Genomic DNA, 10,606 nt, shown 5'->3' with positions numbered 1-10,606 from the left:
CCTCTTCAAAAACGACCAACTCATCTCGGACACTCTCCGCCCGTGTCGAGCCAAGCCTTGATGATTGCCCCGAATTCCGCCTGGGTGCCGGGTGCGGGTGTGCGCTGGCCACCGGGGGTCCATGCCCAGCCGACAAGTTCGTCCTCGACCATATGCCGGAACAATTCCTCGCGATTCATATGAGAACGCGCGGGATCCAGAATCTGCCGGCAGATCTCGCCGAGCGTCTTGCCCTGCCACGCCATTTCAATCGGCGCGAGCTTCCACTTGGGGTTGCCCGGCACGCCAGATGCAGCGTAGTTCTCGTCACGGTGGCATGTCGAACACCGCAGGGTCGCTTCACCGGCCCCATCGGGGCCACGAGAGACCCACGGCGTGTGCGGTCGCATGGCATCGGTCTGGGTCGGCCGATCGGTGCGCGGATGGCAATTCATACAGCGCGGGCTCTCCAGCACGCGGCCGGCTTCTCTGAACAGCGCAACCGATCTCTCTTGCAGGTCGGGAATGCCATCGAAATCAGACACGGGCCGCAAACGCTCGATCTGTTCGAGTAACTGGGCTGCGGGAATGGGCTGCGTCTGCGGCATCGTCCTTGGATAGAGTACATAAACGATCGCCAGGACGATTGCCGCAACGACCACAAGCACTATCGGGAGACAGCCGATGTGAAAGCGCCGTCGGCGCGGCTTGGGCGAAGATTCTCGCGATATGATCACGTTGCCTGCCTCCTAAGCGTCCCGGCGGCATCATGGATCGCGGCCCGGATACGGTTGTAGGTGGCGCAACGACAGATATTGCCGCTCATGGCGGTGTCGATATCCCCATCCGTCGGCGAGCCGACAGCGCGCAGCAAGGCCACCGCGCTCATGATCTGCCCCGACTGGCAGAAACCGCATTGCGGAACGTCGCGCGCCAACCAGGCGGCTCGGACCGCATCGGCCTCGGCGCCTTCGACCGCCTCGATCGTGGTAATCTGAGATGACGCGGCGATTTCCAGCGGCAACGTGCAGGATCGCATGGGCTGACCGTCCACATGGACGGTGCATGCGCCACATTGGGCCACACCGCACCCGTATTTGGTACCGGTGAGCTTCAGCGTGTCGCGAAGCACCCATAGAAGCGGCGTCTGGCCGTCATCTTCGACGTGGTGAATCTGGCCATTGACGAAGATCGCGTACGACATGAACAACTCTCAGGATTTCAGCTATTTCACCTGAGAGGCTATTCTTTTCCGGCTCAGACGAACACGCGCGATCCTTTAAATAAATTGCCCATTCCTACAAATGCGTGATTGACGGCTTCGCCGGGCTGAAATTGGCTGGGCATATGGGCCGGTCCAGAAGAAGAGCCAGGAATTATCGCGCTCTTCGTTGATACGGATTGAGAGGGGCCTTCATCAAGCAATGTCGGCCGTATGAACAATGCGCCGAGTGATAGGGGCCGGCCTACGACGCGCAATCCACCGAGGAGGGATCGCGCTTCGTAACGCAAAGCAATCTCAAGCGTGGGATGCTAGTGACTGAAGACTATCATGGCTGCAGGTAAGGCGGTGCAGATCGAGAAGGGGCCACCCATAACCACGACGCCGTGCGGTTATGGGTGGAGATAGGCCGACCCACCGGGGAAATCCAGGCTTCCAGCGCCGCCTTCACTCGCTCTGGAGTGAACGGATAGTGGCGAAGCCGCACACCCCCGGCGAACCGCGCGACAGCGTTGGCGATCGCCGGCCCGGTGGGGGGAAGGCCTGCCTGGCCGATGCCGCCAAAAGGACTGCCGGGCGTTGGCACCACGGCCACCTCGATCTCTGGCGCCTCGGACATGCGGATGACACGGTAGGTGTCGAAATTCGACTCTTGCACTTCGCCGTTGACGACATTGATCTGTTCGAATAACGCATGGCCAGTCCCGTTGGTGATGCCGGTAATCATCATCGCCTCGATATGGAGCGGTTGGATCGCCACGCCGGGATCGATGGCGCACCAGACCTTATGCACCCGGATCTCACCCGTGTCCCGGTTAAGCGAGACCTCAGCGACCTGTGCGCAATGCGAGCCGAAAGCATCGGAGTAAGCAATGCCAAGCCCGCGCCCGTCCCGCGTCCGATCCCACTCGGCCATCTGGGCAACGGTCTCGATCACCTTCCGCGCACGCGGCTGGTCCTTGAGAAGTTCCAGCCGCAATGCGACGGGGTCGATACCTCTGGCGGCGGCGATCTCGTCGACAACGCATTCGATTGCGAACCTCGTATAGCCGACCCCCACTGCGAACCAGAACCCGATGGCGAGCCCGTTATCCTGACGCAGATATTCAATTTGGTGGGAGGGGATGGCGTAGTTGAACTTAGCACCCTCGGTCACCACGTCGTCGTGCCCGCCCGCCTCTGCGAACACCGGCGGCAATGTTCGCGCAAAAATGGAGTCCGCCACGATCCTGTGCCGCCAGCCGACGATATTACCTTCGGTATCCAGCCCCACCTTGATGTGCTGTGCCTCGAGCGGCCGGAACTTGTCGTGGCGGACGTCATCCTCGCGGCTCCAGATGACCTTGACGGGCCGCCCCTCCACGGCCTTGGCCAGCGACACCGCATCGATGATGAAGTCGGCCTCGGCCTTGCGTCCGAAGCCGCCGCCAAGCAGGGTGGTGTTGACCCTCACTTTGTCGGGCGTGGTGCCCGCGACTTCCGCGGCGAAACCCTGGGTACCCGTTGGCCCCTGAGTCGGCGCCCAGATTTCTACCCTGTCGCCGGTCACCAGTGCAGTGGCGTTCATCGGCTCCATCGTCGCGTGGGCGACATGGTCGCTCATATAGTCGACTTCTATCACAGTCTTGGCGCCGGCAATCGCGGCCTCGGCATCACCAGTTATGTGCGCCGGAACGCCTTGCTTCTCGAGGTCGCGGCCGACGGCGCGGTATTCGTCTAGCAGCCGTTGGCTCGTGTAGTTGCGAACCCGTGATGTCGTGCTCCAGGTCACGTTGAGCAGGTCCTTCGCACGCCTGGTCGCTTCAACCGTCTCGCCGATAATGCCGACGCCGTAAGGCAGTGGGACGATATGCGTGACGCCTGGCACACCCCGCGCTTCGACGTCGTCGATGGCTTCGGGCCGCTCGTCCTGAACCGGTGCCCGCAAAACCGCGCCATAGAGCATGCCCGGAAGCTGGACGTCGATCCCGAAGACCGCGGTTCCATCGACCTTCGAGGGCACGTCGATCCGCGGGATCGTGCGGCTTCCTATGTAACGCCACCTGTCGCTCGGCTTGAGATCAGCCTCCGTTGCCTGCGGCAGCGGATTCGGCAGCACACCGTTGGCGGCGATCTCACCGTAATCCAGTGCCTGGCCCGAGGTGGAGTGCAATACTCTATTTGGCTCGGTCGTAAGCTCCCTCACTGGCAGGTTCAGCATGCCGGCAGCGGCCGCCATCAGGATCAGGCGGGTCTGGGCACCGGTCAGGCGAAGCAGCGCATGATAACCACGCGTCGACTCGCTGCCGCCGGTGAGCTGGATGCCGTAGAAGCCAGGATTGCCGTAGGTCTCGGCGTCAGAGGGCGCTTGCACGACCCGCACACGGTTCCAATCGGCATCTAATTCCTCGGCGATGAGCAGTGGCAACGTCGTTGTGATGCCCTGACCCATCTCGACGGCTGGCGCGATGATGCTGACCGTTCCGTCTGCGGCGATCGTGATCCAGGCGTTGGGACGGAAGTCGCCCTTGGCGGCAGGGGCCATGGCCGCGCCGTAGGCAAGGTCGGTCAGGCTCCCGAATGTGACCGCGATCCCGAGGCTGCCGGCTGTGACGAGGAAACTACGCCGCGACAGCGCGCGACTTTGAGGCCGTTGAGTCGGGGTCATGGTTCAGCCCTCCTGTGCTGCGCGCTGGATTGCGCTGATGATGCGGACATAAGTCCCGCAGCGGCAGATATTCCCATCCATGTGGTCGATGATCTGTTCGCGGGTGGGATTGGGTGTGGCCGCAAGAAGGGCGGCGGCCTGCATGATCTGTCCGGACTGGCAATAACCGCATTGCGGCACCTGTTCGGCAATCCAGGCCCTCTGCAAGGGATGGCTGCCGTCGGGTGACAGACCTTCGATTGTTGTCACCTCACGGCCGGCGACATCCTCCAGGAAGGTCTGACAGGAGCGGGTCGGCTCCCCGTCGACGTGGACGGTGCACGCCCCGCATTGCGCGATCCCGCAGCCGAATTTGGTGCCAGTCAGCTTTAGATGTTCCCGAATCACCCAAAGGAGCGGGGTATCGCGTTCGGCGGCGACATCAACCGCATTCCCGTTGATCGTGAAGGCTGTCATGAATAGTTCTCCTCAATCTGGTGATTGGCTTTCGAGGTAATCGATGATTGCGGCTCGTTGCGCCGCATCGGGGACGCTGACGGTCATCCGTGTCCCGGGCATCATCTGGCGCGGCGCGGCGAGAAAGGTGTCGAGTGACTGGCGGTCCCAGGTAATGCCTGAAGATTGCATCGCGTCGGAATAGTTCGCGCCTTCGATGCTGGCGGCAGTCCGGCCAATAACGCCAAGGAGGTGGGGACCCATTTTGTTTTGTCCCGGCTCGATGTTGTGGCAGGCGGCGCAACGCTGCCGGAACAAGCGCTCTCCATCTGCCTCCTGAGCGGCGGCTGAGGACGCAAAGAACAGCCCAGCAATAAGCAGAAGGATCGCAAGCAGCGCGCCCGTCAGTGCTTCGATGCGACCAGCTGCAGTCGCGGCTGTGGCATGGATCGTGGTGCAAATCACTGTATCGCTCCGTAGTCAGGCAATACGATAGTTATGCCGGTAGAAACGATCTATGCTCGGAAATCCGCGATATCTTTTCAATCGTCCGAAATTGATGTTTGAAATCTCTGATGGATGCGCTCGCTGCCATCCATATTGGCTGACTATTCCGCCCGATGTGGGGGATCGGGCTGTCCTCCGAGATTTCCTGCCTGGAGCTTCGGCCTGCTCGCGAGTCGACGACCGAGAGCTGCGAAGAACGCCCTCGTACCGCTCGCCCGTCTTGGCGCGAGCGGCCTGAGCGGCAGGCTCGGGCATGCCGGCGTCGTCGCCGTCACCCAGAAAGGTACGAAGATGGCCAGCGTCTCGACGGGGATACCGACATCGCGTTCCACCCGGGTCATGCGCCGGTCGAGCTGGTCGAGTCGCTTCGTGATTGCCGCCTTGGCGCTCGGCCGCGTCTGGTGAGAGGAAGGATGCGATGCCGGCCTCGCATTGCGGGCAAGCTCGTCGAAGGCATGCGGCTCATCGATCAAGGTCATGTCGACATGGGCAATGAAGAACTCTGGATCCGCGCTCTGGAAAACCAGCACGCGCGTGTTTGGATACCTTCGACACGCATGAGCAGCATTTTATCCCAGCGCAGCAACCGTCGCCTTTCTCGCGTCCTCCAATTCCTTGAAGTGTTTATCGAGATCGGCAGGAAGGGGCTTGTCAGGAACTGGCAGCGACAGAAGGTGCCGCCAGCGCTTGTCTATCGCATCGAGTGAAACTTCATCGACCAGTCCACGCTTAGTCTGGCTGGCAAACAGGTGCCGTAGCTGGGCGGGAACATCCTTTTTTTCCTCCAGACGCTTTGTGATCCATAGGGTCACGTCCACTAGTTCCAATCCAGCGCTTTCATCGCCGGGTGTGAATGTTGGCGGGACTTCTGGCATCATTGAATAGTCGAATTTTGGCATACCCGGACCGAGATCGGTATTGTGCTTGACGGTCCGAAGGTTCTCGTACCAGCTCGCAAGTTCGCCTTGCGCCTTGTTGAACTCGGTCTGGCGATCAACCGTGATCTTGCGGATGGAGCGCCCCTTCTTGTTCGACTGAACCGCCATGACCTGCATGACCTGCTGAAAGCCGACCAGGTTCGGCGAAATCTGTAGGGCCGTGTCCTTGTTGCCGACACCATAGTCGATCTCGAACGGGTTGGCCGCTGCCCATTTCAATGCGCCTGACACAAGTTCTCGGGAGCGTGCGTCGGGAAGCCGATCGACGCGAGAAAGGAGAGTATTGCAGATCGTGACCAGCGCGGACGCGCTCTTTGCCGGGTTGGTTTCCTTCCGTGCCGCCCAAGCGTCTTTCCTCAGCTGGTCATCGAAGAGAAATGCGACTTTCATTAACATCGGGTAACGAAGGGGAGTGAAGTAATGATGCCACGACACCGCCTTGTTCAATCCGGAGTCGAACACCTGATCGTAGAAGCTGATCACCGCATGATCCTCTTTGGTAACCTTGAGCAAGGAGAACCGCAGGTCGTGTTTCTTGCTGAAATCTGCAATCCGCTTTGCTACCGGGATAAGGCGGCCTACACCGAGTTCTGCGGCGTGGATGCGCTTTACGCCTAGTTCCTTCCTCAGCTCTGCCAGCAAAGGCTCCACAATCACATCGAGATTGGCCGGGCAGCCAAGCACCCCATAGAACAGCTTGGGTTGGTTTATATCGAACAGGTTGAGACCGGTATTCCCGCTTTCATCGATATAATAGTACATGGCAGGCCCCCCAGATTAAGTCGTATCGCAACCGCAACACTGGTTGCATCCTAGTCAAGAGGCAGCTTCGAATTTTAGGATTGAGCAACAGGTTTTTTCGTATCTTCGGGTTGGCGATGCCATCTCGTTTTGCGAGCGATTTTATGCTGGTGATCGTATTCGGCGGATGGACAATCTACGTCCGGACCACTTGTTCGGTCACCACGGCTGGGTGCCGGTCGGCATTTGGATCGCGACGGCCGTGACGGTGGTGACCCAGGACCTGCTGTTCGGCGTCGGCCTCGGTCTGACGCTGTCGATCCTGGAAATTGTGCCCTACCTGCGCCGCAAGCTCAACATCGAGCGGCGCGAGGAGATGGACGCGATCGCGGTTGATCTCGACGGTGCGGCCACGGCGAAGGACGTGCCATCCCTGATCCAGACACTGGAAGGCCTTCCGCCAGATCGCAAGGTGCGACTTGCAGCGAACAACCTGCATTTCATCGATCATACCAGCGCCGAGACGATCAGCGATTGGCTAAAGCGGGAAGCTCGCGCCGGCCGCCGGGTGGGATTGGTTCATCCGCCCGGCCATGACCGGCATAAGCGGGTCGGACCACTGTTTCGCCGTTTCCATCAGGAGGCTCAAGCTGCTGGGTTGCATCCTTGAGGGAGAAAAAAGGATGGCGGATCCCTTCCGCCATCCTGCAAGTGCCACTTTGCATGGCCGGCAGGCTCTTACTGTATCTGCGGGACCTGGTGCGCGATAGACGAAAAACCGCCACTTCGTTGCGCACTCAATTGGTCCGAAAATGGACGGATGCCGTGACAGCGGCTTCATCTATGAGGGTGCGTTTGCCAACCGGAAGCATGTCGGTGCAGGGGTGACGGCCGCGCTTCTCAGCATTGAGGCTTTCGGGATTATTGAAACGTCTCAGCCGTTGAGGGAGTCCTTGATGGCCTTGGTAGGGGTGAAGGCCAGCTTCTTCGAGGCGGCAATCTTGATGGTTGCCCCGGCTGCAAGGTTACGACCTTCACGCTCCGGCGTTGCCTTCACCTTGAACTTGCCGAAGGCTTGGATCGCGGTTTCCGCGCCATTGGCGTCGGCGTCGGCTATCTGTGAAGAGTAGGCAATGCCGACTGTGGCGATCGCTGCGAGATGCCCCTCCTACGGTGCTGAAGGAGATGGTCAGCATAAAGAGCGTGGTGCGGACGGTTCTGCGAGAGGCCGGGCTCAAGGTCGGGAAAGTGTCGCGATCGGCCTTTGCGGACCGCGTGCGCGGGTGAGACCGACGTGATGGAATGGGTGGAGCCGCTGCTTGCGGTGCTGGCGGCGATGCGCAGCAAATTCGCCCGCCTGACCAAGCAGGTGCTTGACATCGTGCGCCACGATCGACCGGCCGGAGCGGTTCGTCGCGGGCAGTGGGCGCGCATCTGGGGCTGACGCCGTTTCGCTATCAGTCCGGTGAGACCGACATCCAAGGCCGGATCAGCTGCTGCGGCGACGGGCCCGCCAGCTGGGCGCTCTACGAGGCCGCCAATGCGGTCCTGACGCGCTTGCGGTCGCGATCTGATATCGTACGATCAGGTTTTGGTCTTCTCGATGAACTTCACGGCATCCCCGACGGTCAGAATGGAGTCCATTGCGTCGTCTTCTATTTGAATATCGAATTCTTCTTCGAAGGCTATGATCATTTCGGCGATCTCAAGCGAGTCCGCGCCAAGATCTTCGGTAAAGCTCGCGCTTTCTGCGACCAGGCTGGGACTCACCCCGAGATAACCAGTTACAATTTTCTTCACTCGTGTTGCGGTATCGGTCATTTTTGTTTCCTTGATTTTTATCGTTATCAGCGGTCATGCGCTCTTTTTCCCTCTCCGGCACGAGAAGGTTGTACTTGGTTCACTCGCGGCAGAGCTGATGAAACACGCCTACATTTGAAACCGTGGAATCTGAAACGTGACCCGCGATCCCTGACCCGATCGGGTTTCAAATTTCAAGATCCCACCGTGTGCCTCGACGAGATTTCGAACGACTGCAAGGCCAAGCCCGGCTCCTCCCGTATCGCGGCTGCGCGAGACCTCGGCGCGGACAAAGGGTTCGGTCAGGACATCTTCCAGCTCAGGAGGAATCCCCGGACCCACGTCATCAACGGACAGGATGGCATATTGGGCGGAAGCTGACACGGTGACATGAGCGTTTTCGCCGTATTTGATGGCATTCTCGATCAGGTTTGCGATGACCCGGCGTAACGCCAGGCGATCGCCCAGGATTGTGATACCTTCAGCCTCCGAGGTAACGAGTAGGTCTACCGGCGCGCCGGCGGAGCGGCGATCTTCAACTTCGTTACGGGCAATTTCGTCGAATTCCAAGAGCTCTTCCAACAGATCTCCTGCGCCCACACGTGACGCCAAAAGCGCGTCGTCCAGCAGACGGATCATGTCCGCGATGTCGGCGATGGCGCGACGACGCTGCTGCTCGTCGGGTATTGAATCCACCCGCAAGCGCAACCTTGTCGCAAATGTCCGCACGTCATGCGAAATGCCTCCCAGCATCGCCATCCGGGCGCGCAGGAGCTGGGAGAGCCTTGTCTGTAGACGATCGAAGGCCACGACCAGCGCCCGGATCTCCGCGGATTGCCGCTTGACGTTCGGCAAAGCGATCGGGTTGCCATCCAGGTCCATGTGGTCGACGGCACGAGCAAGCTGCGTCAGCGGCCTGATTTCGCGAAAAAGGATGATCAATGCTATGAGCGCAGCGCCTGTTCCGATAAGCCCCGCTCCAATGCCGGTCGGGAGACCGAAAGGGGTAACGAGCAGGGGAGGGGTGCTCTCGATCACCAGAGTGTTCCCTGTTTCCAGTCCGATCCTGACTTCCAGAGCTTGGCGCGCCCGCGACCAGATGCGGAAAACGTTTGGTCTGTCGAGGCGTACAGAATGTTGCGATACGGTAAATGCTCGGTCGCGAAGTTCCTCGGCGTACTTCCTGATAAGCTCCTCATCAACCACTTTGGCGGGATCAGCCAAGGGGCGCCGATTCGGTGTGTCTTCTACCCGCACAGTCAGCGTCCGCGTATTCAAGGCGGCAAGGATATCGGAGCGCTGCTCCGGTGAAGCTGCTTCAACAGCCGATACGATCGCTGCGATCCGGCCAGGCGTCGGCCAGAAATTCTCTTCCTCCCAGTCGCGCCCGGCGTAGAAGCTGACGACCAATGCCAGCCAAACCGCGAGGAGCGAAACGACGACAATGGCCGTCAGCCGGCTGGCGAGCGTCAAGGAGCGCATCAGGGCACCTGATGGACGGGAGCGGTGAAAAGATAACCGCCATTGCGTATCGTGCTGATCAGGTTGGAACCCGGGCTCGCCGCATCAAACTTCTTGCGCATGCGCGATATCAGCACGTCGACGGTGCGGTCGAAGGGTTCGGCGGCACGCCCGTGCACCCAGTCGAGAATCTGGTCCCGGGTGAGAACGCGGCGTGGGCGGCTGACGAAACAGGCGAGCAGGTCGAACTCGGCGCTGGTCAGCGAAAGTGGAATACCTTCCGCATCAACGAGCAAACGGGCATCCAGATCGATGACGAAACGGTCGAATGCAAAACGACGCATTGTCGAAGACATCGGAGCGGAGACGGCGCTTGCGCGCCGCAGAAGTGCCCGCACACGCGCGAGAAGCTCCCGCGGGCCGAATGGTTTGACAAGATAATCGTCCGCTCCCATCTCAAGCCCGACCACACGGTCGATCTCGTCTCCCTTCGCCGTCAGCATCAAGATCGGAATGTTGTTTGCGGCCCTGATCCGCCGGCAGATCGATAGTCCGTCTTCTCCAGGCAGCATGATATCGAGAACAAGCAGATCGGGCCTCGTCCGCGCGAACAACTCGTCCATTGCTACCGCATTGGCCGCCTCGCGTACGATAAATCCTTCTCGCCCGAGTAGATCCGCGACAAGGCTGCGGATCTCGGCGTCATCTTCCACGATGAGAACTGTCGGGCTTGCTTTCTCCATGGCCAGTATTGTTGCCGTTCAACTCACGCAGGCGCAAGTGCCAGCTTCCCATTTTTACAAACGAACTCACCCCGTTAACAAACTGAAACAAAACGATATGCCCCGTTCAAAGCGGGTTTACGCGGGCACGCTA

At 60.1% G+C, this 10,606-nt stretch carries 10 protein-coding genes and 3 pseudogenes; 2 read left to right on the top strand and 11 right to left on the bottom strand.

Annotated elements, in window-relative coordinates:
- Window positions 1-20: 20 nt before the first annotated feature.
- The 7 genes and pseudogenes from AGR1_RS23770 to AGR1_RS23735 form a co-directional block, all read right to left on the bottom strand.
- Window positions 21-713: an Isoquinoline 1-oxidoreductase subunit gene (locus AGR1_RS23770; RefSeq protein WP_149148538.1), complete on the bottom strand. Its 693-nt coding sequence runs from the start codon at window positions 711-713 to the stop codon at window positions 21-23.
- Window positions 713-1,183: a (2Fe-2S)-binding protein gene (locus AGR1_RS23765; RefSeq protein ID WP_149148447.1), complete on the bottom strand. Its 471-nt coding sequence runs from the start codon at window positions 1,181-1,183 to the stop codon at window positions 713-715. The genes AGR1_RS23770 and AGR1_RS23765 overlap by 1 nt, the downstream gene beginning before the upstream one ends.
- A 346-nt stretch (window positions 1,184-1,529) precedes the next feature.
- Window positions 1,530-3,848 carry a molybdopterin cofactor-binding domain-containing protein gene (locus AGR1_RS23760; RefSeq protein ID WP_246669711.1) on the bottom strand — a complete coding sequence of 773 codons (2,319 nt, stop codon included), beginning with the start codon at window positions 3,846-3,848 and terminating at the stop codon, window positions 1,530-1,532.
- Between the two features lie 3 nt (window positions 3,849-3,851).
- Window positions 3,852-4,304, bottom strand: a complete 453-nt coding sequence (locus AGR1_RS23755) for a (2Fe-2S)-binding protein (protein ID WP_149148446.1) — start codon at window positions 4,302-4,304, stop codon at window positions 3,852-3,854.
- A 12-nt stretch (window positions 4,305-4,316) separates the two neighbouring features.
- On the bottom strand, window positions 4,317-4,748 hold the full coding sequence (locus AGR1_RS23750) for a cytochrome c family protein (protein ID WP_149148445.1): 432 nt from the start codon (window positions 4,746-4,748) through the stop codon (window positions 4,317-4,319).
- A gap of 172 nt (window positions 4,749-4,920) precedes the next feature.
- Window positions 4,921-5,219: pseudogene (locus AGR1_RS23745) on the bottom strand (CopG family transcriptional regulator); the annotation flags it as partial.
- 140 nt (window positions 5,220-5,359) lie between these two features.
- Window positions 5,360-6,490 (bottom strand): DUF3800 domain-containing protein, encoded by a 1,131-nt coding sequence (locus AGR1_RS23735; RefSeq protein WP_149148444.1) that lies wholly within the window; start codon window positions 6,488-6,490, stop codon window positions 5,360-5,362.
- A 166-nt stretch (window positions 6,491-6,656) separates the two neighbouring features.
- Here AGR1_RS23735 and AGR1_RS23730 point away from each other — a divergent pair, with 166 nt between their 5' ends.
- The gene (locus AGR1_RS23730) at window positions 6,657-7,139 is read left to right on the top strand and encodes an STAS domain-containing protein (protein ID WP_149148443.1); all 483 of its coding nucleotides are present in this window, start codon (window positions 6,657-6,659) and stop codon (window positions 7,137-7,139) included.
- A 264-nt stretch (window positions 7,140-7,403) separates the two neighbouring features.
- Here AGR1_RS23730 and AGR1_RS23720 read toward each other — a convergent pair.
- Window positions 7,404-7,565, bottom strand: a pseudogene (locus tag AGR1_RS23720) (HU family DNA-binding protein); the annotation flags it as partial.
- Between the two features lie 11 nt (window positions 7,566-7,576).
- On the opposite strand from AGR1_RS23720, the pseudogene AGR1_RS29965 reads away from it, so the two are divergent.
- A pseudogene (locus AGR1_RS29965) lies at window positions 7,577-8,026 on the top strand (transposase); the annotation flags it as partial.
- A 27-nt stretch (window positions 8,027-8,053) separates the two neighbouring features.
- On the opposite strand, the gene AGR1_RS23710 reads toward AGR1_RS29965, so the two are convergent.
- From AGR1_RS23710 to AGR1_RS23700, 3 genes are all read right to left on the bottom strand, one after another.
- Complete coding sequence (locus tag AGR1_RS23710; protein WP_149148442.1) at window positions 8,054-8,290, bottom strand: acyl carrier protein; 237 nt, start codon at window positions 8,288-8,290, stop codon at window positions 8,054-8,056.
- A 108-nt stretch (window positions 8,291-8,398) separates the two neighbouring features.
- Window positions 8,399-9,742 carry a HAMP domain-containing sensor histidine kinase gene (locus AGR1_RS23705; protein ID WP_187772266.1) on the bottom strand — a complete coding sequence of 448 codons (1,344 nt, stop codon included), beginning with the start codon at window positions 9,740-9,742 and terminating at the stop codon, window positions 8,399-8,401.
- Between the two features lie 8 nt (window positions 9,743-9,750).
- The gene (locus AGR1_RS23700) at window positions 9,751-10,473 is read right to left on the bottom strand and encodes a response regulator (protein WP_149148440.1); all 723 of its coding nucleotides are present in this window, start codon (window positions 10,471-10,473) and stop codon (window positions 9,751-9,753) included.
- Window positions 10,474-10,606: the final 133 nt, after the last annotated feature.

This window comes from Agrobacterium sp. B1(2019), from assembly GCF_008274755.1.
GTDB lineage: Bacteria > Pseudomonadota > Alphaproteobacteria > Rhizobiales > Rhizobiaceae > Agrobacterium > Agrobacterium salinitolerans.
This window is presented reverse-complemented; position numbering and strand designations above follow the sequence as displayed.